Annotated in this window: 31 protein-coding genes; 17 read left to right on the top strand and 14 right to left on the bottom strand. The window is 58.7% G+C overall.

Translation table 11 applies throughout. The features are described 5' to 3' along the window. Position 1: 1 nt before the first annotated feature. From ACR0LN_RS11320 to ACR0LN_RS11300, 5 genes are all read left to right on the top strand, one after another. Positions 2 to 454, top strand: coding sequence for a DUF6173 family protein (locus ACR0LN_RS11320; RefSeq protein WP_480429811.1), 453 nt, complete (start codon positions 2 to 4; stop codon positions 452 to 454). Positions 455 to 518: 64 nt separating this feature from the next. Beyond that, positions 519 to 2,357, top strand: a complete 1,839-nt coding sequence (locus tag ACR0LN_RS11315; protein ID WP_480429810.1) for a glycerophosphodiester phosphodiesterase — start codon at positions 519 to 521, stop codon at positions 2,355 to 2,357. Next, positions 2,344 to 2,904, top strand: a complete 561-nt coding sequence (locus tag ACR0LN_RS11310; RefSeq protein ID WP_480429809.1) for a hypothetical protein — start codon at positions 2,344 to 2,346, stop codon at positions 2,902 to 2,904. The genes ACR0LN_RS11315 and ACR0LN_RS11310 overlap by 14 nt, the downstream gene beginning before the upstream one ends. 68 nt (positions 2,905 to 2,972) lie before the next feature. Then, complete coding sequence (locus ACR0LN_RS11305; protein ID WP_480429808.1) at positions 2,973 to 3,107, top strand: aa3-type cytochrome c oxidase subunit IV; 135 nt, start codon at positions 2,973 to 2,975, stop codon at positions 3,105 to 3,107. 18 nt (positions 3,108 to 3,125) lie between these two features. After that, positions 3,126 to 3,758: a hypothetical protein gene (locus ACR0LN_RS11300; protein WP_480429807.1), complete on the top strand. Its 633-nt coding sequence runs from the start codon at positions 3,126 to 3,128 to the stop codon at positions 3,756 to 3,758. Here the strand turns inward: ACR0LN_RS11300 and ACR0LN_RS11295 are convergent. Next, positions 3,747 to 4,079, bottom strand: a complete 333-nt coding sequence (locus ACR0LN_RS11295; RefSeq protein ID WP_480429806.1) for an AzlD domain-containing protein — start codon at positions 4,077 to 4,079, stop codon at positions 3,747 to 3,749. The two genes, ACR0LN_RS11300 and ACR0LN_RS11295, sit on opposite strands and share 12 nt — an antisense overlap. Beyond that, positions 4,076 to 4,786, bottom strand: a complete 711-nt coding sequence (locus ACR0LN_RS11290) for an AzlC family ABC transporter permease (protein WP_480429805.1) — start codon at positions 4,784 to 4,786, stop codon at positions 4,076 to 4,078. Before ACR0LN_RS11290 ends, ACR0LN_RS11295 begins: the two co-directional genes overlap by 4 nt. Between ACR0LN_RS11290 and ACR0LN_RS11285 the strand changes: the two genes are divergently transcribed. From ACR0LN_RS11285 to ACR0LN_RS11265, 5 genes are all read left to right on the top strand, one after another. Continuing rightward, complete coding sequence (locus ACR0LN_RS11285) at positions 4,785 to 5,726, top strand: formate dehydrogenase accessory sulfurtransferase FdhD (protein ID WP_480429804.1); 942 nt, start codon at positions 4,785 to 4,787, stop codon at positions 5,724 to 5,726. The genes ACR0LN_RS11290 and ACR0LN_RS11285 overlap by 2 nt on opposite strands. A 102-nt stretch (positions 5,727 to 5,828) precedes the next feature. Then, entirely contained in the window at positions 5,829 to 6,782 is a 954-nt protein-coding gene (locus ACR0LN_RS11280; protein ID WP_480429803.1) for an AEC family transporter, read from the top strand. A gap of 58 nt (positions 6,783 to 6,840) precedes the next feature. Beyond that, a complete protein-coding gene (gene mobA / locus ACR0LN_RS11275) occupies positions 6,841 to 7,485 on the top strand; it encodes a molybdenum cofactor guanylyltransferase MobA (protein ID WP_480429802.1) in 645 nt (214 codons plus the stop codon). Then, positions 7,482 to 7,973, top strand: coding sequence for a molybdopterin-guanine dinucleotide biosynthesis protein B (gene mobB, locus ACR0LN_RS11270; RefSeq protein ID WP_480429801.1), 492 nt, complete (start codon positions 7,482 to 7,484; stop codon positions 7,971 to 7,973). The genes mobA and mobB overlap by 4 nt, the downstream gene beginning before the upstream one ends. Positions 7,974 to 7,993: 20 nt before the next feature. Next, positions 7,994 to 10,045, top strand: a complete 2,052-nt coding sequence (locus ACR0LN_RS11265) for a molybdopterin-binding protein (RefSeq protein ID WP_480429887.1) — start codon at positions 7,994 to 7,996, stop codon at positions 10,043 to 10,045. Here ACR0LN_RS11265 and ACR0LN_RS11260 read toward each other — a convergent pair. The 3 genes from ACR0LN_RS11260 to ACR0LN_RS11250 form a co-directional block, all read right to left on the bottom strand. Continuing rightward, positions 10,042 to 11,034: a hypothetical protein gene (locus ACR0LN_RS11260; RefSeq protein WP_480429800.1), complete on the bottom strand. Its 993-nt coding sequence runs from the start codon at positions 11,032 to 11,034 to the stop codon at positions 10,042 to 10,044. The genes ACR0LN_RS11265 and ACR0LN_RS11260 overlap by 4 nt on opposite strands. Before the next feature lie 13 nt (positions 11,035 to 11,047). Next, on the bottom strand, positions 11,048 to 11,518 hold the full coding sequence (gene greA, locus ACR0LN_RS11255; protein ID WP_170749941.1) for a transcription elongation factor GreA: 471 nt from the start codon (positions 11,516 to 11,518) through the stop codon (positions 11,048 to 11,050). Positions 11,519 to 11,658: 140 nt separating this feature from the next. Further along, complete coding sequence (locus ACR0LN_RS11250) at positions 11,659 to 12,039, bottom strand: VOC family protein (RefSeq protein WP_480429799.1); 381 nt, start codon at positions 12,037 to 12,039, stop codon at positions 11,659 to 11,661. 87 nt (positions 12,040 to 12,126) lie between these two features. Between ACR0LN_RS11250 and soxR the strand changes: the two genes are divergently transcribed. The 4 genes from soxR (at position 12,127) to ACR0LN_RS11230 (ending at position 16,992) form a co-directional block, all read left to right on the top strand. Continuing rightward, positions 12,127 to 12,582, top strand: coding sequence for a redox-sensitive transcriptional activator SoxR (soxR, locus tag ACR0LN_RS11245; protein ID WP_480429798.1), 456 nt, complete (start codon positions 12,127 to 12,129; stop codon positions 12,580 to 12,582). A gap of 135 nt (positions 12,583 to 12,717) precedes the next feature. Then, the gene (locus tag ACR0LN_RS11240; protein WP_480429797.1) at positions 12,718 to 14,364 is read left to right on the top strand and encodes an electron transfer flavoprotein-ubiquinone oxidoreductase; all 1,647 of its coding nucleotides are present in this window, start codon (positions 12,718 to 12,720) and stop codon (positions 14,362 to 14,364) included. A gap of 104 nt (positions 14,365 to 14,468) precedes the next feature. After that, positions 14,469 to 16,181 (top strand): tetratricopeptide repeat protein, encoded by a 1,713-nt coding sequence (locus ACR0LN_RS11235; RefSeq protein WP_480429796.1) that lies wholly within the window; start codon positions 14,469 to 14,471, stop codon positions 16,179 to 16,181. Further along, positions 16,171 to 16,992, top strand: coding sequence for a 4-(cytidine 5'-diphospho)-2-C-methyl-D-erythritol kinase (locus tag ACR0LN_RS11230; protein ID WP_480429795.1), 822 nt, complete (start codon positions 16,171 to 16,173; stop codon positions 16,990 to 16,992). The genes ACR0LN_RS11235 and ACR0LN_RS11230 overlap by 11 nt, the downstream gene beginning before the upstream one ends. Here the strand turns inward: ACR0LN_RS11230 and ACR0LN_RS11225 are convergent. After that, a complete protein-coding gene (locus tag ACR0LN_RS11225; RefSeq protein WP_480429794.1) occupies positions 16,985 to 17,983 on the bottom strand; it encodes a polyprenyl synthetase family protein in 999 nt (332 codons plus the stop codon). The genes ACR0LN_RS11230 and ACR0LN_RS11225 overlap by 8 nt on opposite strands. Before the next feature lie 56 nt (positions 17,984 to 18,039). Here ACR0LN_RS11225 and ACR0LN_RS11220 point away from each other — a divergent pair, with 56 nt between their 5' ends. From ACR0LN_RS11220 to ACR0LN_RS11210, 3 genes are all read left to right on the top strand, one after another. Beyond that, positions 18,040 to 18,255, top strand: coding sequence for a putative signal transducing protein (locus tag ACR0LN_RS11220; protein WP_170327214.1), 216 nt, complete (start codon positions 18,040 to 18,042; stop codon positions 18,253 to 18,255). Next, on the top strand, positions 18,252 to 19,025 hold the full coding sequence (locus tag ACR0LN_RS11215; protein ID WP_480429793.1) for a tRNA1(Val) (adenine(37)-N6)-methyltransferase: 774 nt from the start codon (positions 18,252 to 18,254) through the stop codon (positions 19,023 to 19,025). Before ACR0LN_RS11220 ends, ACR0LN_RS11215 begins: the two co-directional genes overlap by 4 nt. A 121-nt stretch (positions 19,026 to 19,146) precedes the next feature. Beyond that, complete coding sequence (locus ACR0LN_RS11210; RefSeq protein ID WP_170385717.1) at positions 19,147 to 19,311, top strand: YdcH family protein; 165 nt, start codon at positions 19,147 to 19,149, stop codon at positions 19,309 to 19,311. Here the strand turns inward: ACR0LN_RS11210 and yddG are convergent. From yddG to ACR0LN_RS11170, 8 genes are all read right to left on the bottom strand, one after another. Continuing rightward, positions 19,308 to 20,174, bottom strand: coding sequence for an aromatic amino acid exporter YddG (yddG, locus tag ACR0LN_RS11205; protein WP_480429792.1), 867 nt, complete (start codon positions 20,172 to 20,174; stop codon positions 19,308 to 19,310). The two genes, ACR0LN_RS11210 and yddG, sit on opposite strands and share 4 nt — an antisense overlap. Beyond that, positions 20,171 to 21,118 (bottom strand): transcriptional regulator GcvA, encoded by a 948-nt coding sequence (locus ACR0LN_RS11200; protein ID WP_480429790.1) that lies wholly within the window; start codon positions 21,116 to 21,118, stop codon positions 20,171 to 20,173. The genes yddG and ACR0LN_RS11200 overlap by 4 nt, the downstream gene beginning before the upstream one ends. Before the next feature lie 299 nt (positions 21,119 to 21,417). After that, the gene (phbB, locus tag ACR0LN_RS11195; RefSeq protein WP_480429789.1) at positions 21,418 to 22,140 is read right to left on the bottom strand and encodes an acetoacetyl-CoA reductase; all 723 of its coding nucleotides are present in this window, start codon (positions 22,138 to 22,140) and stop codon (positions 21,418 to 21,420) included. Positions 22,141 to 22,327: 187 nt separating this feature from the next. Further along, positions 22,328 to 23,503: an acetyl-CoA C-acetyltransferase gene (locus ACR0LN_RS11190; RefSeq protein WP_480429788.1), complete on the bottom strand. Its 1,176-nt coding sequence runs from the start codon at positions 23,501 to 23,503 to the stop codon at positions 22,328 to 22,330. Between the two features lie 183 nt (positions 23,504 to 23,686). Further along, complete coding sequence (locus ACR0LN_RS11185; protein ID WP_480429886.1) at positions 23,687 to 24,520, bottom strand: EAL domain-containing protein; 834 nt, start codon at positions 24,518 to 24,520, stop codon at positions 23,687 to 23,689. Positions 24,521 to 24,612: 92 nt separating this feature from the next. Further along, a complete protein-coding gene (locus ACR0LN_RS11180) occupies positions 24,613 to 24,801 on the bottom strand; it encodes a hypothetical protein (RefSeq protein WP_480429787.1) in 189 nt (62 codons plus the stop codon). 91 nt (positions 24,802 to 24,892) lie between these two features. Next, positions 24,893 to 25,864 carry a sterol desaturase family protein gene (locus tag ACR0LN_RS11175; protein ID WP_480429786.1) on the bottom strand — a complete coding sequence of 324 codons (972 nt, stop codon included), beginning with the start codon at positions 25,862 to 25,864 and terminating at the stop codon, positions 24,893 to 24,895. Continuing rightward, positions 25,861 to 26,247 (bottom strand): hypothetical protein, encoded by a 387-nt coding sequence (locus tag ACR0LN_RS11170; protein ID WP_480429784.1) that lies wholly within the window; start codon positions 26,245 to 26,247, stop codon positions 25,861 to 25,863. Before ACR0LN_RS11170 ends, ACR0LN_RS11175 begins: the two co-directional genes overlap by 4 nt. Between the last annotated feature and the right edge of the window lie 5 nt (positions 26,248 to 26,252).

Here is a 26,252-nt window from a genome sequence, read left to right as displayed (position 1 = left end):
CATGCAGGATCAGATCGAAACATCGGCCGAGGCGGCGGAAGCGGCGGCTTTGCCTCGATGCTATGAAGTGCATGCCAACCCGAACGCGAAATCCGGCGCCAAGGACCTGCCCGGCCCGTTGCAAAAGCCGGTCGAGACCAAAAGCCCGGCCCAATGGGCTTATGAACGGCTGATCCTGTATATCCAGAATTTCGAGCAAACTCTGACTGGAGACCAAGAGGTCGCCATGGGCTTTACCGGCGGTGATGCCGGTGTGATGCGGATCGAAGGTATGGGCTATTTCGACCCTGATATCATCACCTTCTATGGTTCCGATGGCAGCGGGGCACGGACCCAGCTGGTGCAGCATGTCAGCCAATTGAACGTCATGCTGCGTGCGCTGCCCAAATCGGTTGAGGACAAGCCCGCCAATCGCATCGGATTTCGGTTGGCCAAGGATCTGGAAGAAAGCTGATCCCCTGACTTGCAATTCACGTCTGCGCAGCCTTGAATGAGTGCATCATTCCGGGGGGTGCCACGTGACCAGTTTCTCAGCCGTTTCAGGTGCCTATAGGGGCGCATGGGCGCGTCGTCGTTTGTTTGTGCCGATCTATATCGCCGTGCGCCTGTTGCTGGTGGCGTTGATTGCACCCGGCGTGGCGATCACCGTGAACCTTGCTGTGTCGCTGTCAAACCAGACCGCGCTGACGGATCAGGCAATTGCGGCCTTTATCCTGTCACCTGTCGGGTTCGTCGCGGCGGTTGTTGTACTTAGCCTGTTCCTGATGGCCGAGGTGTTTGTGTTCTCGGTCATGACGGGCTCGCTGCGGATGGGTGAAAGTGATCCGTGGCGTGCGGGCAGTTCTGCGATTGGCCTGATCCTGTCGCGATTGCCGTCCCTGTTCGGTTTCGCTGTGCGGTTCGTGCTGCGGGTTCTGCTGTTGGTGCTGCCCTTCGCTGTGGTCTCTGCCGTGATCGCGTGGTGGACGCTGACCGAATACGACATCAACTATTACCTGACTTTCCACCCGCCATCCTTCTGGATTGCGGTCGTGCTGATCGGGGCCGTGCTGCTGGTCATGGCTTGGGTGCTGATCCGGCGCCTGTCGGCCTGGGCGCTTTCGCTTCATCTTGTTTTGTTCGAAAATGTCCACCCGGCGCATGCGTTCGGCGTCAGCGCCACCCGGATGGAGGGCAAACGCGGACGTCTCAAGATCGAGCTGGCGATCTGGCTGATCCTGCGCCTGATCATTGCATCTGCAATTGCCTGGGTGGCCGGGTTACTGTTCGCCGTCGTGCCGCTTCAGGGGGCGGACAATCTGCGTCTTGCGCTTATCTATAGCCTGCTGGTGGCGGGTATCTGGTCGCTGGCCGGGTTGGTGCTGGCGGCGACCGCACTGGGCGCGTTGGCGGTGCTGCTGGACGGATTTTTTGAAATCAAGACTAAGGAACCGCCCCATCCCGAACCCGGAAGCCTGCGTATCCCATTGTTCGCGGGCCTCGGCGCGGCCGTGGTCGCGGTATTGGTCGGCTTGTGGTTCGGCCAACATCTGCTGCAACGGATACAAGCCCCCGACAGGGCCGAGGTGATTGGCCATCGTGGCGCGGCGGCGTTGCGGCCGGAAAACACCATGGCAGCGGTTCTGAAAGCCATCGAAGACGGCGCGGACTGGGTCGAGATAGACGTGCAGGAAACGGCAGATGACGTTGTGATCGTCGCGCATGATAGTGATTTCATGAAGCTGGCAGGCGTGAACCTCAAGGTCTGGGATGCAACGATGGAGGACGTAGCCCAGATCGACATCGGCAGCTGGTTCGGCCCGGAATACGCAGATGAGCGCACGCCAACCCTGCGCGAGGTTCTGGAGGCCGCGAAAGGCAAGTCCAAGGTTATCATCGAGCTGAAGTATTACGGCCATGACGTCGATCTGGAAAACCGCGTCGCCACCATAGTCGAAGAAATGGAGATGCAGGACGACATCGCCACCATGTCTCTGAAATACCCGGCAGTGCAAAAGATGAAGTCCATTCGCCCCGATTGGCGCGCCGGGGTTCTTGCGGCAACGGCCATAGGCGATCTGACGGGGCTTGAGGGCGACTTCATCGCCGTGAACGCTGCGATGGCGACGCCGGGGCTGGTCCGCTCGGTCCATGATGCGGGCAAGGACATATATGTCTGGACGGTCAACGACCCGCTCCAGATGTCCGCGATGGCCTCGATGGGGGTGGACGGGCTGATTACCGACCGCCCTGCGATGGCCAATGAGGTGCTGCGGGTGCGTGCCGAAATGGGCCCTGCCGAGCGGTTGCTGCTGTGGTTGGCAACCACTTTCGGCATGTCCTTTGACAAACAGGCGATGCGCGATGAGAGCCCCTAAACTTGCGGCGTTGATCGTGTGTATTGCCGACCCGGCGGTTGCGCAGGATTTCATGCGCAACATCGAAATGCCTGCCCACCGCGCCCTGTTCGCGCAGCGGGGCGAGGCCGATCCAATTCCGTTTGAATCGGATGGGTGTTCGGGTGGCTTGTCTGCCAGCTGGCGTTTTGTGGCGGACACCTTTCCAAAGTTCAGTGCGCTTTACGAGGCGCACCCGCCTTGGGAATACTGTTGCGTGACCCATGATAGCGCCTATCACAACGCAGGAGGCGCATTGCGGGCCGAGGACAGTTTCGACGCGCGCGTATCTGCGGATGATGCCCTGCGCGTATGCGTCAAAAAGCACGGCGAAGACAACGCCGAGGCATATGCCGATCGTTACGACATGACGCCCGACCAGATTCGTTCGGCTCATTCCGTCACGGCCGAGGCCATGCATGCCGCCGTTCGATTGGGGGGCGGGCCTTGTTCCGGCCTGCCTTGGCGGTGGGGGTTCGGATATCCGGGGTGTTCCGTGTTTAAAACTGTAACGCCTGCGCGCGAATAACGTGGTGACAGCCCCTGGATTTTCATTTATCCAACATCTCAAACACGCGAATTAGGAATCTCTGAGTCATGGCTGAACACAAGCACGGCGAAATGGACATCACGGTCCAGGAAAAAACCTTCCACGGCTTCATCAAAGCAACAACATGGTGCGTTGTTGCCATCGTCTTTATCTGCCTGTTCCTGGCGGTCTTCGCCTCTTAATCCATACCGGGGTCGACCGTGTTCAGGATTTTGCTTGCCTGCCTGCTGGCAGTAACCGTGGCGGGCTGCACCGGATCGCAGCGACCTCAGGCGGATCAGTCAGAGATTGTGGCCCGGTCCTACCGTGATCCGGGGCCGTCGACTCTGACCCTGTATACGATGATCAGCACCCGGACCGGTTCGGGTGCGCATACGTCATTGATGATAAGCGGCAGTGAGCGGGTGATCTTTGACCCTGCTGGCTCGTTTCGGGCGGATGTGGTGCCGATCAAGAATGACGTGCTCTATGGCATCACTCCGAATGTCGAGCGCGCCTATCGTAGTAGCCACGCGCGCGAGACGCACTATGCACGCATCCAAACCATCGAAGTGACCCCGCAACAGGCCGAGATCGCGCTGCAGCTAGCTAAGCAGATGGGGCCGGTGCCGGGAGCATACTGCGCCAATTCAACCGCCCGCCTGTTGCAGCAGGTTCCGGGGTTCGAGCAGATTGACGTGACCTTTTACCCGGTCAAACTGTCTGAACAATTTGGTCAACTGCCCGGTGTATCCACGACCGAATATCGTGAGAATGACGATGCCGATCTGCAAAAGGGTCTGGCTGCAAATAATGCTCTGTTGAATCAACAGACTGGGGCGCTAACCCAATAGATACAACAACCCGTAGAGGGTGGCTGCTCCGGTAAAAATCGCCGCTAGCACATTTTTAGTGGTCACGCCAACCGTAAGCGCTGCTGCGGCGGCAGCCATGCGGGGCAGATCCGGCTGCCCCTCGGTCGCTGACGGCCAGACGACCAGAGGCGCGATCAGCGCGGGCAGGATTGCCACTGCGGTATAGCGCAGGTGGCGCAGCAACCAGGGTGGCATCGGACGGTCCCCCACCAGGCCGATAAAGGTGAACCGCAGCACATAGCTGCCGATGGCCAGCCCGAGGATGATGATCCAAATTGTCACCGGGTCGATTTGGTTCATGCTCTCCTCCGCTCCAGCATCAGCTCGGCCTGAGCACCGGCCATCATGCCAGCTGCCCCGGCAATCAGAAGACCCAGATTGAAGGGAACGGCAACCGTCAGCAGGGCGACGACGATGGCCACCGCAGCCGCAACCAAATGAGGAAGTGTCCGCATCATCGGGCCGATCAGCGCCAGAAATGTAATCGGAAGCGCAAAGTCCAGCGCCCAGCTTTCTGGAATCTGTGCGCCCAGAACCGCCCCAAGGTAAGTGGCCAAAAGCCAGACGGGTGTGACGGGCGTTACCGACCCAAAGAAATAGGCCACCCGTTGCGGCACCGTCATCTGGGGTTCGTTTTCGAATTGCACGATCGAGCTGGCGTAGGAGTTGTCAACGATCAGAAACGCGGCGAAAGCCCGTTGCCACAGGGGGGCCGCGCCCATGTACGGCGTAAGCGAAGCGGAATACATCGCAACGCGCAGGTTCACGGCCAGGGCCGAGATCAGAACAATCACGGTAGGCGCGTTATCTTGCAGCAATTGCAGGGCAGCGAATTGCGCGGCCCCCGCGAATACCGCGGCGGAAAAGGCCATGGTCTGGATGATATTGAACCCGGTTTCGGTCGCAAAAACACCGAACAGCATTCCAAACGGGAAAGCCACGAAGATAAATGGCAACCCGTCGCGAAAACCCTTCCAGTAGTAGGACTTGGATGTGGAGATTGCCATGGCTAGATCCTATGGTGACCTCAGCAGCAGTAGCGGTGTTCGGAAAGGGTTTCAATTGGCTACGGAACTGGATGTCTCGGACTACATCATCGCCCCCGATCCCGGCGCGGTCCGGCTGACCCGTGCGGTTGAAGGCGTGGACCAGAATGGCGAGGTTAGCCAGATCTCGGTGGTCGAGGAGCGCCCGCTGACGATTTTCCTGAATTCGCAAGAAATCGTGACGGCGATGACCATCGGCGATTACCCCGAATATCTGGCGCTGGGCTTTCTGCGCAATCAGGGCATGCTGCTGGCCGATGACGAGATCACGCGGGTCGACTATGACGACGATCTGGAAACCGTTGTGGTGCGCACCGCACGCGAGACTTCATACGAAGACAAGCTAAAGAAAAAGACCCGTACCAGCGGCTGCGCGGTCGGCACGGTGTTTGGCGACATGATGGAGGGGTTGGAGGATGTGCGCTTGCCGCAGGTTCAGGTGCGCACCTCGTGGTTGTATGACCTTGCCGCCAAGATCAACCGAACCCCGTCGCTGTATCTTGAGGCCGGGGCGATCCACGGCACGGTTTTGTGCCACAAAAACAGGCCCTTGGTCTATATGGAAGACGTGGGCCGTCACAACGCGGTCGACAAAATCGCAGGCTGGATGCTGTCCGAAGGTGAGGCGGCGGATGACAAGATCCTCTACACCACGGGTCGTCTGACCTCGGAAATGGTGATCAAGACGGCGATGATGGGCATCCCGGTGCTGGCGTCTCGGTCAGGTTTCACCGCATGGGGCGTCGAGATTGCGCGCGAGGTCGGTCTCACGCTAATCGGCCGCATGCGGGGCCAGCGTTTCGTGTGTCTATCGGGTGAGGACCGATTGCTGCGCGATGTGGACCCGGCAAGCGTTCCGGTCGAAGACAAAAAGCACAAACGAAAAAGTTCTCAGTCCTGATTTTTTGACGCAACGAGCCCGTTACCAGAAAACCCTGCGAATTCTGACAGATGTGTCCTAGACTGGGGCAAACAACGTGGGATTGGAAGTGGCTTTGATGCTATGGAATTGATCAACCTCATTGCGCCGGTCTTTGCGGTAATCCTGACCGGATACGCGTTTTCCTGGACCAAACTCCTGAGCCAAGACACCTCGGATGCGCTGGTTCAGTTTGCGGTCTATGTCCTGATCCCGGCGATCATGTTCTACCTGATCGGACAGGAGGAATTTGCTAACCTTCTGAACTATGGGTTCTATATTTCTTACGGCGGTACGCTGTTGCTTCTGTTTGCAGTGCTGTTCGTTTGTTTGAAATCCGTTCTGAATTTTAAGGTGGGCTCGGCCACGGTTGCAGCGTTTGCGGCAGTTGCATCAAATACCGCGTTGGTAGCTCTACCTGTTCTGCACGCGATCTTCGGCTCGAAAGGCGCGTTGCCGGCGGTTCTGGCCAATCTTGTCGTGGCCATTTTGCTTTTGGTCATGACTACGGTTCTCGAAAGCGCGGCAGGACACAAGGCAAACAGTAAAACCCCGATCTACAAGATTTTCCTGAACGTTCTGAAAAACCCGATTATTGCTGCGACCTTGTTGGGGGTCGCCTATTCGTTCACGGGTATCGGATTTTCAGACTCTGTCTCGGATTACCTCGAACTGCTCAGCCAAGCGTTGGCGGCTGTTGCGCTGTTTGCGATTGGGTTCACGACCAGTGTGCGAACGATCGTTCAGACCGGGCCGCTGATCCTGTCTTTGACCTTGGTAAAGCTGATCGTTGCACCCGGGCTTGTATTGTTGGCTGCGCATCTGATCGGGCTTGATCCGTTGTGGACCATCGCCGCGACCATTTCATCTGCGGTGCCAACGGCAAAAAACATTTTTCTGCTGGCAAAGCACTACGATCAGGAACCTCAACTTGCGGCCCATATCGTATCAGCGACGTCGTTCCTGTCAGTTGGGACGTTGATCCTGTGGCTGTTTGTCCTTCACCATCTGTATCCAACCGCGTTTCAATTGAACTAAGTTCGATCTACAACGTCGCGGATAACAGATTGCTCAGCAGAAGAATCTAGGTGCGGATATGAGTAACCCCCTTGGCGTGATCCTTGCAGGCGGCCTTGCCACCCGAATGGGCGGTGGCGACAAGGGCCTGTTGCAGGTTGGCGGGCAAAGCCTTCTGGGTCATGTGCTCGACCGGCTTGGCCCGCAAGTGGACGGCCTTGCACTGAATGCCAACGGTGATCCCGCTCGGTTCGCCGATCTGAACCTGCCCGTCCTTGCCGATACGATTGAGGGCTTTGCAGGTCCTCTGGCGGGTGTTCTGGCCGGGCTTGACTGGGCCGCAGAGCAAGGTGCCGACAGCATCGTTACCGCCGCCGCCGACACCCCGTTCTTCCCGCGCGACTTGGTGGCTCGGTTGGCGCAAGCCGCCGAAGGGCAGGTGCATCCGCTGGTGCTGGCGACCACTCCGCGCATGGGGGATGAGGCGCTGAAGTCCGGTGGGGGTAAGCGGGTGAACCGGCATCCGACCTTTGGCCTCTGGCCGGTTGCGCTGCGCGATGATTTGCGGGATGCGTTGAAAGATGGGTTGCGCAAAGTGGTTATGTGGACCGACCGGCACGACGGGCGTGAGGCGCTGTTCCCCGCCGAGCCCTTCGATCCGTTCTTCAACGTCAACACGCCCGATGATCTGGAACGTGCGGAAAAGCTGTTGGAGCAAGCATGAGGGTCTACGGTGTCACCGGTTGGAAAAACGCCGGAAAAACCGGGCTGATGGAGCGTTTGGTGACCGAGATCACAGGGCGCGGTTTTACCGTCTCGACCGTGAAACATGCGCATCACGGTGTCGATGTCGATCAGCCCGGCACCGACAGTCACCGCCACCGGGCTGCGGGCGCGTCCGAGGTGTTGTTGGCCTCGGGGCAGCGGATCGCCATCATGCAGGAATTGCGCGGTGCGCCCGAGCCGTCGCTGGACGACCTACTGGCGCGTCTGTCTCCGGTCGATCTGGTGCTGATTGAAGGGTTCAAGCGCGAAGCCCACCCCAAGGTCGAGGCGTTTCGGGCCAAGGCCGGGAACCCGCTGATGGCGCCGGAAAACAATACGATCCACGCAGTCGCCAGCGATACATCGCTGGACGTCAAGGTGCCGGTTTTTGACCTGAACGACACAGCCGCCATAGCGGATTTCGTCCTGAAAGAGGTCGGTTTGTGATCGGTTTCGACAGCTTTGCCATGGTCGATTGGTCTGGCGGCAACGACACCGGCCCTCGTCCACGCAAAGATGCGATCTGGGCCTGCGTGGTGTGCGGGGGCAAGGCAGAGGAACCGACTTACCTCAGAAACCGCAAGATTGCCGAGCAATGGCTGCATAATTTGATTGCAGTTGAAATTGCGGCTGGGCGGCGGCTGTTTCTGGGGTTTGATTTTCCGTTTGGTTACCCAAAGGGCTTTTTGCGGGCGCTAACCGGTTCGGATGATCCGCTGCAGTTGTGGGAGTGGTTCGAGAACCGGATCGAGGACACGCCCAAAGCCAATAACCGTTTCGATCTAGCAGGAGAGATCAATTGCCGTTTTGGCGGTAAGGGACCGTTCTGGTTCAATGGTTTGCAACGCGATATCGACGGGTTGCGCAAGGATAAGTCCGATTACCATAATCCTTTTCCCGAGCGTCGATCCGTCGAACGCGCACCAGAAGCCAAGGGCAGCTTTACGTGCTGGCAAATGGGCGGTGCCGGAGCGGTCGGTGGTCAGGTGATGACCGGTCTGCCTGTATTGGCCCGGCTGCGTCGCGCGTTTGCGGGCAAGGTTTCGGTCTGGCCGTTCGAGGCGCTGGACACGCCGGTCGCCTTTGTGGAAATCTGGCCCTCGCTTACTCTGGGGGCTGCGCCCGAAGGGCGGATCAAGGACGCGTGGCAGGTCGAGCAAGTTGCTCGGTCCTTGGCCGCGATGCCCTCCGCAGACTTGGCAGAGCAACTGAACGTCGAAGCAGCAGAGGAAGGCTGGATTTTGGGAGTGTCACAACGCAAACCGAATATCGCACCGCCGCCGCTGCGTAATGATTGTTTTGCTTTGCCAGCCGGAGTGAACTGGACCCCGGTGGATGACGCGTTGGCGCTGCTGCGCAAGAGGTTGACGGTGGTTGCCCCGGCGGAATCTGTACCGTTGGCGCAGGCTGCGGGGCGCATTCTGGCCGGGGATATTATCGCAAAACGCTCGAACCCGCCGCAGCCCAATACGGCTGTGGATGGCTATGGGTTTGCCGGTGCCGCGCCGGAGGGCGCGCAGGTGATGCCTTTGCATCCGGGGCGTGCGGCGGCGGGTATCCCGTTTGAAGGGGTGGTGCCGGACGGCCATGCGTTGCGCGTATTGACCGGAGCGGCTCTGCCAGCGGGGGTGGATACCGTCATTTTAGAAGAGGACGTCACCGTTCAGGACGGGCATGTTGCTTTTCACGGCCCTCTGAAACAGGGCGCAAATACCCGCCGCGCCGGGGAAGATGTAGCAGAGGGTGATCCGGTGCTGCCCGCCGGGCGTCGATTGACTCCGGCTGATCTGGCCTTGTTGTCGGCGACAGGAATCGCTGAAGTGTCGGTTCGCAAAACACTGCGCGTGGCAGTTCTGTCGACCGGGGATGAGTTGGTCGAGCCCGGAGACACCGCCGGGCCGGGACAAATATTCGATGCCAACCGCCCGATGCTGTTGTCCCTGATCGACCGGATGGGATTTCAGTCCTTAGACGTGGGTCGCGTGCCAGACGACCGTGACGTACTTCGAGACCGCCTGAATGCGACGGCAGAGCAGGCGGATGTGATATTAACCAGCGGCGGAGCTTCGGCAGGGGATGAGGATCACGTCTCGGCCTTGTTGCGAGAGGCTGGCGCGATGCAGCAATGGCGGATCGCGCTGAAACCCGGACGGCCGCTGGCGCTGGGTCTGTGGGAGGGCACGCCGGTCTTTGGTCTACCGGGTAACCCGGTGGCCGCCATGGTCTGCACGTTAATCTTTGCACGTCCGGCGCTGGGCCTATTGGCTGGCGAAGGTTGGCAGGAACCACAGGGGTTTGACCTGCCTGCCGCATTCGAGAAACGCAAGAAACCGGGGCGCCGTGAATACCTGCGCGCCCGCGTCCGGGATGGTCGGGCCGAAGTGTTCGCCTCGGAAGGGTCGGGGCGGATCAGTGGGCTAAGCTGGGCCGAGGGGTTGGTCGAGGTCGAAGACGGAGCACGTCACATCAAACCGGGCGATATGGTCCGGTTCATCCCTTACGGAAGTTTCGGGCTTTAGTCGAAGGTTCCCGCCACGCGCCCCAACAGCATGAAGGCCCGCGCCGTGCGGGTTTCTCCAAGGGAAGTCAGTTCAGCGTCACTGGCCTCGGGCTCAAACGCGACGATCATATGGTCGAAGCGGCGCAGGAAATGATGCGCGGCATCGCGGAAGATCGGATCCTGTTTCATCCGCGCCGCGGTCAGCGCCAACGACGACCGATCGCGGATACCACCCAACGCAGCCACAGAACGTCCACGGGCCCCTTGCGCGAACTGCCGCCAAATCTCGGGACGGGCCATGTCGGGGCGCAGGTCATCCATATAGATGCCTTCTTGGCTGAGTAGGGTCAGAACGTCTTGCGACGCCTGCACGAGCTGCGCGGTTTTTCGGTCTTTCAACGCCATACGCAAAGCGTTGAAACCTTCGGTATCTTCTTGTGTTTCGGGAAAATTCAGCGCGCGAATGAAGATATCGGTGCTCAGCGGCGGAGCAATGTCCTCGGCCTGAGTGCCCAGTTCCAGCGAGGTTTGATCCCCTGTCCCATTCTGCGTTGCCACGGGTGCAGGTTCCATGCGCTTGGTCGAAAACGTCGCCAGCGCGCTTTCTGTCTTTTTCGCGGTTTCCGCGATTTCGTCCAGTTTTTTGCTGACAGCCGGTTCGTGGGAAATGGCGGCGCGCTGTTGTTGCCCAACATAGGCTTGCCTCAGCGCATCAACGGCAGTCTGAAGACGCTCGCTTTCTTCGCGCATGATGCGGCTAGCGCGCATAGCCATCGCGGCGACCCAGATCATGGCCACCGGCATGAATACGGCCAGCAGCGTGATCACGAACCCACCGCCCTCAATATTGTCTGGGAGCACGAGGAACAAAACCGCGAAAACCAGCCAGATCACGCTGAGCACCACTGCGGCGATCTCTATTGAGGTCACGGATGGCTCAGACGGCTTGTCGTAAACGCCCAGCGAAGTTGGCCGCTCGGCTTCTTGCTCAGGTGTAGGCTCGGACATGGGTATGCTCCGATCAGGCGTACTCGATACTCAGAACTTCATAGGACCGCACGCCGCCGGGGGTGCGTACTTCGACACTGTCACCTTCGTCCTTGCCGATCAGGGCGCGCGCGATAGGCGATTTGATGTTCAGCAAACCGTTTTCGATATTGGCCTCGTATTCGCCCACGATCTGCCAGGTCTTTTCCTCGTCGGTGTCTTCATCGACCAACGTAACCTTAGCACCGAACTTGATTGCGCCCGACAGCTTGGCAGGGTCAATCACATCGGCCAGCGACAGGATGCCTTCCAGTTCCTTGATGCGGCCTTCAATAAAGCCCTGTTTTTCGCGGGCTGAATGATATTCGGCATTTTCCTTCAGGTCACCCAGTTCACGCGCCGAGGCGATGGCCTCGATGATCGCAGGGCGCTCAACGGACTTGAGGTTTTTCAGTTCCGCCTCGAGCGCGGCATTGCCCGCAGGCGTCATTGGAATTTTTTCCATGTTCTTGTCGTCCACGCATAAATTGTTTCGCCCCGCCGCATGAGACAAGCGTCGGGGCGAATTGATGGGTCGTCAAATACCTGACCCAAATGAGGCGTGAATTGCAAGAGGGCTTGGCAGCGCAACACGCGGATTACGGCCTAGCTATAGCTAATCACCTCGAATTCGATGCCATTGTCATCATCGAAGTAGAACCGTTTGCCCGGTTCGTAATCAGCGTGGGATTTCGGCGTGAACCCGGCGTCGATCACTTTTTGCTCGGTGGCGTCGATATCTTCGACCAGAACGCCCACATGGTTCAGACCGCCGACGATATCATAGCTGCTTTCGCCAGACGGTTTCGGATCGCTTGGGGCGTATAACGCCAGATAGGTATGCGCGCTGCCCACATGAACCGTATAGCCACCTGCTATGGCCGGGCCTTCCCAGCGGGTCTTCCACCCAAACACCTTATGCATCCAAGCGGCCGAGGCCTGCGGATCGCGGACGGTGAAATTGGTGTGTTCTAGCGTCGCCATCATGGGATCTCCTTCGTGTTTTGAGGCTTGTCCCGACTCACCGTAATTTCTAAACCTAACTTTAGGTCAAGGGATTTTTGAAAGAATATCATGGCGGTTTCCGAGGGGCTGGCAATTGGCGCTTTGGCCCGGCGCACAGGGTTGGCCGTTTCGGCTATTCGGTACTATGAGGCGCAGGGCCTGATCACGCCGTGGCGCAATGCGGGTGGGCAGCGGCGCTATCAGCGCGCCGATATCCGGCGGCTGAGCTTTGTCATGATCGCTCAGCAATTCGGACTGACCTTGCCCCAGATTCGCGAGGTTCTGTCCGGCCTGCCCGGAAACCGCACGCCGACGCCAAAAGATTGGCAAAAGATCAGCGTCGGCCTGCGGTTCCATCTGGATCAGCGAATCGATACCCTGACGCGGTTGCGCGACAATCTGGATGGCTGCATCGGCTGCGGTTGCCTGAGCCTGCCAAAATGCGCCCTTTACAACCCCGATGACCGCGCCAAATCCCATGGTAGCGGTCCCAGATACCTTATGGGGGACGCTCCCGAGGCATAACTGCCGCATTGCAGCAATGTTACGCCGTGTTTTGATTGACCAATGTCTTTCAGACCATGTAATCAGCCGTGAAACAATATTGCGCCGACCACGCAGTGAAAGCGCCAATTCGGAAAGTTAGCTAAGGAGCCCGCGATGGCCGAGATTGAACGCGAAGCGATGGAATACGACGTTGTGATCGTGGGTGCAGGCCCCGCGGGCCTGTCGGCGGCCATCCGTCTGAAACAGCTGGATGCCGACCTGAACGTTGTCGTTCTTGAAAAGGGTTCGGAAGTGGGCGCGCATATCCTTTCAGGCGCGGTTCTTGACCCCTGCGGTCTGGATGCTCTGATCCCGGACTGGAAAGAAAAAGGCGCTCCGCTGAATACGGAAGTGCATGAGGACAACTTCTATATGCTGGGTGAGGCGGGCAAGATTCGCATCCCCAACTTCCCGATGCCGCCGCTGATGAACAACCACGGAAATTACATCGTTTCGATGGGCAACGTCTGCCGCTGGATGGCTGAACAGGCCGAAGAACTGGGCGTGGAAATCTTCCCCGGCATGGCGTGTTCCGAGCTGGTTTACGGTGATAATGGCGAGGTCAAAGGCGTTGTGGCCGGCGTGTTCGGCCTTGAGCCCGACGGATCCTATGGTCCGCAAACCGAGCCGGGCATGGAGCTGCACGGCAAATACGTCTTCCTGTCGGAAGGTGTCCGCGGGTCGCTGTCGAAGGAAGTCATTGCCAAATACGACCTGTCTGCCGGTAAAGAGCCGCAGAAATACGGCGTCGGCATGAAAGAGATCTGGGAGATCGATCCGGCCAAGCACAAAGAGGGCTCGGTCACGCACACCATGGGCTGGCCGCTGGGCAGCAACGCAGGTGGCGGATCGTTCATCTATCACCTTGAAAACAATCAGGTCTATGTCGGTTTCGTGGTTCACCTGAATTACAAGAACCCGTACCTGTACCCGTACATGGAATTCCAACGCTTCAAACACCACCCGATGGTGGCTGAGCTGTTGAAGGGCGGTAAACGCGTGGCTTACGGTGCCCGCGCGATCACCGAGGGCGGTTATCAGTCGATGCCGAAACTGGTCGCGCCGGGTGTGGCGCTGCTGGGCTGCTCGGCCGGTATGGTCAACGTGCCGCGCATCAAGGGCAACCACAATGCAATGCTGTCGGGTAAAGCCGCGGCCGAAGCCGCGTTTGACGCCATCAAGGCCGAGCGTTCGGGCGACGAGCTGACAGCATATGAGGTCGAGGTGCGCGATGGCGCCATCGGCAGCGACCTGAAAAAGGTGCGCAACGTCAAACCGATCTGGTCGAAATATGGCCTGACTGCCTCGCTGATGCTGGGTGGTCTGGATATGTGGACCAACACACTGGGCTTCTCGTTCTTTGGCACAGTCGGCCACGGCAAGAATGACGCGCAATCCACCGAAGAGGCCAGCAAACACCAGCCCATCGACTATCCCAAACCCGATGGCACGCTGTCTTTTGATCGTTTGACCAACGTTTCGTTTGCGATGACCAACCACGAGGAAAGCCAGCCTTGCCATCTGAAGCTGGCCGACCCGGAAATCCCGGTCAAAGTAAACCTGCCCAAGTTCGACGAACCGGCGCAACGCTATTGCCCGGCAGGTGTTTATGAAATGGTCGAGGACGACGGTGAAGCGCGCTTTGTGATCAACTTCCAGAACTGCGTCCACTGTAAGACCTGCGATATCAAGGACCCCAGCCAGAACATCACCTGGACCACGCCGCAGGGCGGGGATGGCCCGAACTATCCCAACATGTAAGCAAAAATCCGGGCACTGGCAGGGTCGTGAAGGCTCTGCCATTGCCTCTTGCCAGCCAAAGCCCTAGCTTATTGCGCAGAGCAAATTAACAGGGCAGGATTTAGGTGGCTTCTCTGGTTCGTCGCGCAGCGCTGGCTGCGCTGTTCACCACGTCATTTTTGGTTCCGGTTTACGCGGACACCGGCTCCGGGGCTTATCTGGCCGGTCGTCAGGCGATCTATGAGAACGACTATACGGCAGCAGAAAGATACTATGCCAAGGCCCTGAAGGCCGATCCCGAAAATGCCACGTTGCTGGAAAGCGTCGTCGTCGCCCGCCTGTCGTTGGGCGAGGCTGAGCGTGCGCTGCCTGTCGCGCAAGCGATTGAAGGCATAGGTTTGTCCAGCCAGGCAGCGCGGATGGTGATCTATGCGAATCTAGCGTCCGACGGTAAATTTGAAGAATTGCTGAATCGCGACCCCGAAAGCGAAGGCGTGGGGCCGCTGGTTGATGGGCTGATGCAAGGTTGGGCTTACATCGGCCAAGGGGCAATGACGCGCGCGATGGAGGCATTTGACGAGGTTGCGACGCAGGATGGCTTGCGCGATTTTGCGTTGTATCACAAAGCGTTGGCACTGGCCTCGGTTGGTAATTTCGAAGGCGCCGAAGAGGTTTTCAGTGCGCATAATGGTGCTGTCTCCCGTTTCTCTCGCCGTGCAGCTTTGGCGCGGACCGAGGTATTGTCCCAACTGGATCGCAATGACGACGCACTGCATTTCGTCGAAGAAGTTTTTGCCGCCGGGAGCGACCCCTCTATCGAAAGCTACGTCGCGCGCCTGACAGCGGGTGAGACTTTGCCATTTACACACGTACAGTCCGCACAGGACGGCATGGCCGAGGTGTTCTTTTCGGTCGGCGCGGCCCTAAGCAATGAGGCGGCACAGAACTATGTTCTGCTCTACGTCCGAACGGCTGTCTTCCTGCGCCCTGACCATGTGGACGCAATCCTGCTAAGTGCAGATCTTCTGGATGCACTGGGGCAATATGATCTAGCGGTGGATGCCTATCGCATGGTTCCCGCCGGCAGCAGCGATTACCACGCGGCCGAGCTGGGCCGGGCTGAGGTCCTTAGCCGTTCGGGTAAAAAAGACGCGGCAGCCGAGGTATTGCAGACGTTAGCCGCGCAGAACCCCAATCTTCCCGGTGTGTATGTTGCGTTGGCAGACCTGCAACGACAGGAAGAAGAATACAAAAGTGCGGTTGCGTCTTACGACCGCGCTATCGAATTGACCGAGGGCACCTCGGGCGGGAACTGGTTTCTGCACTATGCCCGCGGAATCTCGCACGAGCGGCTTAAACAGTGGGATCAGGCCGAGGCCGATTTCCGCCGTGCGTTGGAACTTAACCCGGATCAGCCGCAGGTGCTGAACTATCTGGGGTATTCGCTTGTCGAACGGCGTGAAAAGTTGGACGAGGCGCTGGAGATGATCGAACGCGCCGTCGCGGCGCGACCTGAAAGCGGATATATCGTTGATAGTCTGGGCTGGGTTCTGTTCCGTCTAGGCCGCTATGACGAGGCTGTTGAGCATATGGAGCGTGCGGTTGAACTGATGGCCGTCGATCCAGTCGTGAATGATCATCTGGGTGACGTCTACTGGGCCGTAGGCAGAGCGCGCGAGGCTGAATTCCAGTGGAAACGTGCTCTGTCTTTCATTGACCCCGAAGACACGGATGGTGAGGCCGATCCCGAGCGAATCCGCCGCAAATTGGAAATAGGGCTGGACGCTGTGCTGGCCGAGGAAGGCGCGGAACCGTTGACGGTAGCCAATGGCAATTAAGGCCTTTGCGCCCGCCAAGATCAACTTAACTCTACATGTGATCGGACGGCGTGCGGACGGCTATCACGCGCTGGACTCTTTGGTGGTGTTTGCCGATGTCGGCGACACGCTGGAGTTTAAGAACGGCGATGACCTCTCGATCTCGGTCACGGGCGAACACGCGGCGGGCGTCCCCACAGATCACCGAAATCTGGTCTGGAAGGCGGCCGAGGCTGCGGGCTGGACGGGGCATATTGTCCTGAACAAGGTGCTGCCTCATGGCGGCGGAATCGGAGGTGGGTCGTCGGATGCGGCTGCGACTTTGCGCATGGCGGCAGATCAGGGGGCGTCAGTTTCGCCGAATTTGGCGCTGTCACTTGGGGCAGATGTGCCCGTCTGCATGCTGGCCTCTGGCGCGCGTATACGCGGTATAGGCGAGCAGTTGACCACGGTTGCCTTGCCCGCTTTGCCCGCTTTGCTGGTCAATCCGGGTGTGGAAGTGCCTACTGGTGCGGTGTTTTCGGCCCTGGAAAGCCGGGACAACCCGCCCATGCCCGACCGTATCCCTGATTTTGCAACCCCCGAGGAATGCGCTGTCTGGCTACAGGATCAGCGCAATGACCTTGAGCCTCCGACGACTGAGCTGGCCGCTGACGTGGCCCGTGTTATTGAAGATTTGGCGGACACCAAACGCGCCCTTCTGGCCCGGATGTCGGGTTCAGGGTCTACTTGTTTTGCGCTTTACCCAACAATGAAGGACGCGCATTTCGCGGCTTACGAAATCGGCGCGTCCCATCCCGATTGGTGGTGCCGGGCAACGCAGCTTAATTGAGACGAGACACCACGTAATCGGCGAGATCGCGTAGCAGCGAGCGAATCTCGTGATCCGGCAGCACATCCAGCGACGCTTTGGCCTTGTTGGCCCAGCCAAAGGCGTCAACACGTGTGGCCTCAAGTGTGTTGTACTTGTTCATCAGGCTCAGCGCGTGATCCAGGTCGCCATCTTCCTGACGACCCCGTCCAATTGTACGCTCCCAGAAGGCATGCTCTTCGGCGGTTGCCTGCGCCACGGCCTTGATCACCGGCAGGGTTAACTTGCGCTCACGGAAATCATCGCCGACATTCTTGCCAGTCGCCTTGCTATCGCCTTGATAATCCAAAAGATCATCCGCAATCTGGAAGGCAATGCCCAATGCGTCACCGTAGTCAAACAGCGCTTTGACCTGATCTTCCGAAGCGCTGGCGATCACGCCACCCACCTCAGTCGCGGCCGAAAACAGGGCTGCGGTTTTGCCACGCACGACCTGCAGGTAAATCGCCTCATCCGTACCCAGATCGGTGGCGGCCGTCATCTGCAGCACTTCGCCCTCGGCAATGGTGGCCGAGGCATTGGCCAGAATGTCTAGTACCCGCAGCGATCCGGTCTCGACCATCAACTGGAAGCTGCGGGAAAACAGGTAATCGCCGACCAGAACGCTGGACTTGTTGTCCCACAACAGGTTCGCGGTAGGGCGTCCGCGCCGCTGAGCGCTTTCGTCCACCACATCGTCATGCAGCAGGGTCGCGGTGTGGATGAATTCGACCGTGGCTGCCAGTCGCACGTGGTGGTCGCCCGGATAACCGAACAGACGTGCCGCGGCCAGCGTCAGCATCGGGCGCAGGCGTTTGCCGCCCGCTTCGACCAGATGCGCCGTTACTTCCGGGATGCGCGGCGCATGTTCCGAGGCCATGCGCGTACGGATCAGTTCATTAACCGCATCCATTTCGCTGGCAAGAAGTTCGGCCAGTCGCTCATGCGGTTTTGTGACCGTGTCGATATCCATCAAACTCCCGATACAAGGCTCGACTTTCGGCGTACCTTGCCCTTACATCCATCCCCATGAAAGAACTTTTGCGCAGCACTGATCCGACGATCCTAGCCTTTGCTTCGGCTCTTCTTGAAGGTGAGGATATAGACTGCTTTCAGATGGACGTAAATATGAGCATCCTCGAAGGTGGCATCGGAATTTTTCCCCGCAGACTGATGGTGCGGGCTGATGATCTGATTCGGGCTGAACGGGTTATGCGCGATAATGACATCCCCCTGGGCCGATGAGCCTGTTTTTGGATAGTGACCTCACCTGCAACGATTTTTTGGGCGGTCGGGTGCGCCTGTGGCAGCCACGCACCGGTTATCGTGCCGGGGTGGACCCCGTTCTACTGGCGGCTTCGGTTCCGGCGATACGGGGTCACACCGTGCTGGAACTGGGTTGTGGCGCTGGTGCAGCAATCCTGTGTCTTATGGCGCGCATGCCGGGGCTGCAAGCTGTGGGGGTTGAGCTGCAAGCGCCTTATGCCGCCTTGGCGCGTCGAAACGCGGCAGAAAACGACGCCGTGTTGGAAATCGTCGAAGCTGACCTCAGCGCCTTGCCAGCGGATCTGAAACAGCGCCAATTCGACCACGTGATTGCCAATCCGCCCTACTACCGTGCCGGTGCGCACAGCTCTGCATCCGATCAAGGACGCAGTGTAGCCCTGGGTGAGGTGACGCCGCTGGACTTTTGGTTCGACGCGGCGGCAAAGCGCCTCGCGCCCCGTGGCTACCTGCACATGATTCAAAAAGCAGATCGCCTGCCTGACATGCTGGCAGCCTGCGCGGGGCGTCTGGGATCGATCGAGGTGCTGCCGTTGGCTGCGCGTACCGGGCGGGGTGCGGAATTGGTGATCTTACGGGCCAAAAAAAATGGAAAAGCGGCGTTTCGATTGCATGCACCGCTGATCATGCATGCGGGTGCGCGGCATGAAAAAGACGGCGAGGGCTATACGACTCAGGTCTCGAATGTGCTGCGATCTGGGGCTGCAATCACTGAATTCTTCGGTCAATAGGCATTAACCAGCCGAAATTGTCGGATTTATGACAGATTCTGTGCGTCTGCGGCGTGACAGGGTGGAAACGATGTGGTCAACTTCTTACGTGAAACTCAGACACCAAAAGAGGAGTATCGCCATGAGCGTGAGCGCACACCTGACCGAACTGAAGAAGAAGCACGAAAACCTCGGTCTTGAAGTTGAACAAGCCCAACGCTCGCCTGGCATCGACGATCTCCATATAGCTCAACTCAAAAAACAAAAGCTTAGGCTTAAGGAAGAGATCGAGCGACTGTCCAACTAGCGACGCATACTGGCTCGTGCCGCGATGGCCGCGCCACCAGTGATCAACACGGCCGCGATCGCCAGACCCCAGGACGGGGCGGCGATCCCGGCCACAACCAAAGCCAGTGTAGACAATAGGGGTGCCGCGTAGGACGCCGTGCCCAATACCTGAATGTCGCCCTGTTTGACCCCAATATCCCACACATAAAACGCTAGCCCGACCGGCCCCAGCCCAAGCGCCAGGATTGAGACCCAGCCAAAAGCGCTGTTGGGCAGCACGGTGTCTTCAAGTGCTAAGTGCAGCACGCCTGATGCGATGGCCGTGGTGATGCAGAAAACGGCGACCGAGCTTGTTGGTGTATCCCCCAAGCGGCGCGACAGCACCGAATAGCCTGACCATGTCAGCGCGCATAACAGCGCCAGCCCATAGCCGGTCAAATGGTCAGCCTGAAATCCGGCGCCACCACCGCCCGCGATGATCACGGCGGCCCCGGCAAAGCCAAGGCAGGCCCCGAACAGATGTCCGATGCGCAGGTGTTCACCTGGCAGTAACCCGGAAAACAGAACGATCAACAGGGGCCACAGATAGGCAATCAGTCCGGCCTCGGCGGCCGGGGCCATCCGCAGGGCCGAGAAATAAAGGGCGTGATAGCCGAACAGGCCGAGCGTTCCGAACAGGTAGGTCGTCCAGCGCACCGCGCGCAATTGGGCCAACCCACCGTTGGCCCATGTCCAGATCAGGCCCAAGGTGCCACCAATCGAGAAACAGATTGCGTTCAACAACAAAGGCTGTGTCGGTGCCGAGCCGACCGTAAACAGCGCCAAAAGAGACCACAGAAGAACCGCAACAAACCCGATCCCGGTCGCACGTGCCCTGGTCATGGCGCCGGAACCTCTTCCACTGGAATAACTTTGAATTCGTCCGAGATATGCGCGGTCTTTTCAATCTCGGAGACGAACCAATCCCGAAACGCCGCGATCTGGGGCCGCTTTTCTGCCCCAAGCAAGCAAAGGAACCGGAACCGTCCCTTGGTTTCAATGGCAGTTTTGAAAGGCGCGACCAGCCGGCCTTCGCTCATGTCTTTCAGGATCATTGCGCGACGGCCCAGCACCACCCCAACACCAGCAACAGCCGCATCAATCGCATGGTCTGCGTTGGAAAATCGCGCGCCGTGCTCGGGGACGAAATCGACGCCAACGGCGCGAAACCAGGTGGGCCAGTCGCAGAGCGGACGCAAGAATGCGATCGAGTCGTCATGGATCAGCGGCGCATTTCGCAGGCTGTCGGGTGTTGGAAACTGCTCGGCCAATTCCGGGGTCATCACAGGGGTTAGCCATTCCTTGCGCACGGGCAATGAATACAGGCCCTCATCCGGTCCATAGCCAAAGCGGATGGCGACATCCACATCGTCCCTTTCCAGGTCCATATTGCGCAGGGTGGCCGAGAATTTGAGATCAATCTCGGGATGTGCCCGCGCAAAGTCATACAGGCGTGGGGCCAGCCACTTGGCGGTCAGCGCAGGCCCCGCCGTAACGGTCAGGCTGGTATCGTCGTCCAGTCGACGAGCGGCCTGCCATGCGGCCTGCAACGTGGCAAACCCGTCGGCAGCACCGGGGGCAAGAGCGCGCCCTGCATCTGTCAGTTCAACCGCACGGTTCAGGCGATGAAACAGAGGACGCCCCAAATGCTCCTCCAGCGATTTGATCTGAAACGAAAGTGCTGCCGGGGTGACATGCAGTTCCTCTGCCGCTTTGGCAAAAGACATATGCCGGGCAGCCGCATCAAAGGCACGTAGGGCGGTCAGAGGCGGGAGTGAGGTGTTCATTCAGTCAAAATATTCTTAACTGAAGTTCGAGTGAAGCTCGTTTGTCAGCTTTGAATTTAAGTCCCATATTCAGATCAAGTCAAACAAACCTGAACTGAAAGGAAGATTGTCATGATTGAGGTCACGACCAACCCCGCGACGGCGCTTGCTTTCCAGCGTGCCCATTTGGAACGGTCCCGTGCGATTGTCAGCGCCCTGAAATGGCTTTTCGGTTCCCGCTGAACGCAGCGCGCGCGTTCTTACGGGATAAAAAAAGGGCCGGTCCAAAAGGACCGGCCCTATTGTTTTTGTCCGATGGCTTAGACGAAGAACTGCGCACCATTGGCCGAAATGGTGGAGCCATTGATGAACTGAGAATCATCCGACGCCAGGAACGCCACGCAGCGCGCGATTTCTTCGGGTTCACCCAGGCGACCGGCCGGTATTTGACCGATGATGGATTCGCGGACCTTTTCCGGCACTGCCATGACCATTTCGGTCGCAATGTATCCGGGGCAGATCGCGTTGGCGGTGATGCCCGCGCGCGCACCTTCCTGTGCCAGCGATTTCACGATGCCCAGATCGCCCGCCTTGGTTGCGGCATAATTCACCTGAGCGAACTGGCCTTTCTGACCGTTGATCGAGCTGATGACGATGACGCGTCCAAATTTACGCTCTCGCATGCCCGGCCAAATGGGGTGAACGGTGTTGAACACACCGGTCAGGTTGGTGTCGATCACGTCCTTCCACTGATCGGGCGTCATCTTGTGGAACGGCGCGTCGCGGGTGATGCCCGCATTGGCGACCACAATGTCGATGGGGCCAACTTCAGCTTCGACCTTTTCAAGGCCTGCTTTGGATTCGTCATAGTCGGCCACGTTCCACTTATAAGTGGCGATGCCGGTTTCCTCGGTGAATTTTGCGGCGGCTTCGTCATTGCCGGCATAGGTGGCTGCAACATTGTAGCCTTCGGCCTTGAGCGCCTTGGAAATTGCTGCGCCGATGCCGCGAGAGCCGCCGGTGACGAGTGCTGTACGTGCCATTGAGGAATCCTCCAATTTTAGTCTGGCTTGGTAATCTTGTTACTGTGAGTGTTTGGAATGCGCAATAAAGTATCGCGGCGAAAGTTGTGCCGTAATCAAAATTCATTGAAGCATTCGTGGTCTGTCATGTAATTGTTACAAAAAAGGGCGCCAAAAGGCGCCCTTGATATCCTTGCTGATCCGGCACTTAGTCGCGCTCCACGCAGAGGGCGACACCCATGCCGCCACCGATGCAGAGGGTCGCCAGACCCTTTTTCGCGTCACGGCGTTTCATTTCGAACAGCAGCGTGTTCAGAACGCGGCAACCCGACGCGCCGATCGGGTGCCCGATGGCAATTGCGCCGCCGTTCACGTTCACGATCGACGGATCCCAGCCCATGTCCTTGTTCACGGCGCAGGCTTGCGCAGCAAAGGCTTCGTTGGCTTCGACCAGATCCAGATCATCAACCGACCAGCCTGCTTTCTCCAGCGCCTTGCGCGAGGCGTAGATCGGGCCAACGCCCATGATCGACGGGTCCAGACCGGCGGTGGCGTAGGATGCGATCCGGGCCAAAGGCTCAATCCCGCGCTTCTCGGCGTTTTCAGCCGACATCAGCAGGGTCGCGGCGGCACCGTCATTCAGGCCCGATGCGTTGGCTGCGGTGACTGACCCGTCCTTGGTGAAGGCTGGGCGCAGTTTGGCCATCGCTTCCATCGTCGCGCCGTGGCGGATGTATTCGTCGCTGTCCATCACGATGTCGCCCTTGCGGGTCTTGATGGTGAAGGGCACGATTTCATCCGCGAACTTGCCTGCCTTCTGCGCGGCTTCGGCCTTGTTCTGCGAGGCAACGGCGAATTCGTCCTGCTGATCGCGGCTGATTTGCCATTTCTCGGCGACGTTCTCGGCGGTCTGACCCATGTGATAGCCGTTAAAGGCATCCCAGAGACCGTCGCGGATCATCGTGTCGATATATTTCATGTCGCCCATCTTGTGACCGGCGCGCAGGGCGGCGGCGTGGGGCGATAGGGTCATGTTTTCCTGCCCGCCTGCGGCAACGATGTCTGCGTCACCCAGTTGGATGTGCTGCGCACCCAGTGCAACAGCGCGCAGGCCCGAGCCACAGACCTGGTTGATTCCCCAGGCCGCGCTTTCTTGCGGCAGACCTGCATTGATATGCGCCTGACGCGCCGGGTTCTGACCCTGAGCGGCCGTCAGGACCTGACCCATGATTGTTTCGCTGACCTCGCTTTTTTCGACCCCGGCGCGCTCGACGACGGCCTCAAGAACGGCGGCGCCCAGATCATGTGCGGGTGTGTTTGCAAATGAGCCGCTAAAACTGCCGACACCGGTGCGTGCTGCGGATGCGATTACTACGTTGGTCATTTAGACAATCCTTTACCATCAAGGTCCTGTGGGAACTGTAATGGCGCAGATCGCAGAGGCCCAGCCCCCTTGAACAAGAGCGCCTATTGATCCCCCGCTCCAACTGCACATGGCATAGCGCAACGCTGCACTTGCAGCAACGGGCAGCTTGTCTCAGGTGCCGTAGAGGCAACTTTTTAGCGCTTAGCTGCCGGTTTGTCTGGCTTTTTCGCCCTTCCACGGGTCCGAAACGGTGGGCGCGCCAAACAAAAAACCCTGCAAACAGTCAACGCCGTTGGCGACAAGAAATTCGGCATCTGCCCTGGTTTCGACCGATTCGGCCGTCACCAGAATTTCGAATTCCCGCGCTACCGCAACCAACGCGCGGACCAGCGCCTGATTGTCGGGGTTGTCGCTGACCCCCCGCACAAACTGCCCGTCGATCTTTGCGGCGTCGAACAGAAACTCGCGAAAGTGGCGAAAGCTGAAATTGCTGGCCCCGAAATCGTCTAGTGCAAAGGCAACGCCACGTGGTTGTAGTCGATCCATGAAATCGATCACCAGTTCAGGCACGGTCATGGCTGAGGTTTCCGAGATTTCAAGGATCAGACGTTCGCCCAGATTGGCGTCTTTCTTTAGAAATCGCTCAAGCACCCGAGAGTACCGCGCGTACCCGATCGAACGGGCTGACATGTTGATGGACAGGCGAATATCGGGGTTTCTGCTCAGGGTTCGCAGCCCCATTTCAAGCGCGACACAATCCAGATCCCGCCCGATCGGAGTGTTTTCCAACTGGGGCATGAAATCCCGTGCAGGGATGACGCGGCCGGTTTCGTCCAGTACCCGAATGAACCCTTCGTAGAACGCCACGCCATACGGTGGGTGGGCCTGCATGACAGGTTGAAAGGCCAGTTTGCATTGCTTGTGCTTGACCGCCTCGGTCGCCATCTGCACCGTTGAGGTGTCTCGGGATGCGACAGCCGCGCTCAGCGGGCTATCGTCGCCTTCGGCTACATCTGCCTGTTTTCCGTCCCGCATGTCCTGATAACTTCCCTTCACGTCGCCGGTCAGGGGCTGATTTCAGAACAAACTTATGAATCTGCGGTTAAGAGGCGAAGAAACGGCTGGGACTAGCGCGAAGTTTCCCAGATCCGACCCAACGCGGCGGCGCCACCGATCACGGCACCCGTGAATCCCAGTGCAAGCATCACAAAACCAAGAACGATGATTGAGGCAGATCCCCCCGCCAGAGCCGTCAGCATGGCCAGAACCAGACCCAGCAACCCAAGGGTGGTTGATACAGTTGTCAATCGGGTCATGGTACCTCCGGTCGCTCGTTACGGGTCACATCCGCTGGATATGGAATATGAAATTCCGCTTTCAAGGAACCGAGGTGCAGGATCGGCGGATTTAAGCCTGTTTTGCCCGTGTATTGGGCGTTTTGGCCTCGAAATGCTCGAATCCGGGCGTTCCGTAGTCTTCGGGATGGCGTGCCAGATGCCGCGCTTTGATCTGTTCTGAGTTCTCGCGGCTTCCATCATGGCTATAGCCCGGGGGCGCAAAGCAATAAGACAGACGCTGGCGCAGGGTCAGCCCCGGCTGCGTGGCGTCGCGCCAGATGCCGACCCATTCGTGGAAGGCCACACGCAACGGATTAAACGTGCCGATATTATGGACAAGCCCATAGTCTACGCGGTCATCCTCTTGCTCAGGCACGAAGGTGCCGAACATCTTGTCCCAGATGATGAAGACACCCGCATAGTTGCAATCCAAGTAGCGCGCGTTTCTCCCGTGATGGGCGCGGTGGTGGCTGGGTGTGTTCATCACCACTTCGAACCAGCGGGGCATTTTGCCGATGGCTTCGGTGTGAATCCAGAACTGGTAGATCAGGTTCAAGCCGCCGCAAAACAGTACCATAGCAGGGTGGAACCCCAACAAGATCAGAGGCGCACGCACCACCATCATGAAGGTGAACGTATATGTCCAGGTCTGTCGCAGCGCCGTGGTCAGGTTGTAATGTTGCGAGCTGTGGTGGTTCACGTGGCTGGCCCAGACCCAGCGGATGCGATGCCCGAACCGGTGGACCCAGTAATAACGCAGATCGTCCAGCACGAAGCATAAGGCAATCACCGGGATCGAGGTGCCAAGGTTCAGCGGTGTGATTTTCCACAACCACATGAAGAACCCATAGGCGATGAAACCCAGCAATAAGCCCGAGGCGATGTTCCCCGCGCCCATGATAAGCGAGGTTACCGCATCCCGCGTCTCGTACCGACCCCCTTTGCCTTTGACGGCGATCCACAAAAATTCCGCCAGAACTGCAGCGACGAAGAAGGGGACAGCCCATTGTACGACGTCCGGAAAGCTCACCTGGTCGGTCATGCGGGGTCCATCAGATGTTGCCAATGGGGGCGTTCGAAATCGTCTAGGCGAATGAAGGCTTTGGGCGTTCCGAAATCGTGGAACTGAACTTCTAACCCTTCGGGGTGGTCGATCCAGTCGAAGTCCAGAAGGTGCCGCGCGACGGTGTCGGCGCCGAATGACCAAAGCAATCCGTTGCCGGTCTCGGTCCGCACCAGGGCCGAGCGTTTGTCATGAGAGATCGTCACGTCGATAATCACATCGTCCGGTGCATGCCGCAGCCATTCCGAGCGTGCGGTCTCTGGCGTCAGTTCGCGCACACGCGATCGCCCCGTCAGGTGCAGCAAAACCGTGATTCCGACGATTCCCCCGACCACCAGAACCAGCAGAACTTCAAGCGGCATTATAT

The sequence above is a fragment of the Ruegeria sp. AA6 genome (genome assembly GCF_056542865.1).
The sequence above is the reverse complement of the archived record's forward strand: the minus strand, read 5'-3'. Positions and strand labels throughout refer to the sequence as shown.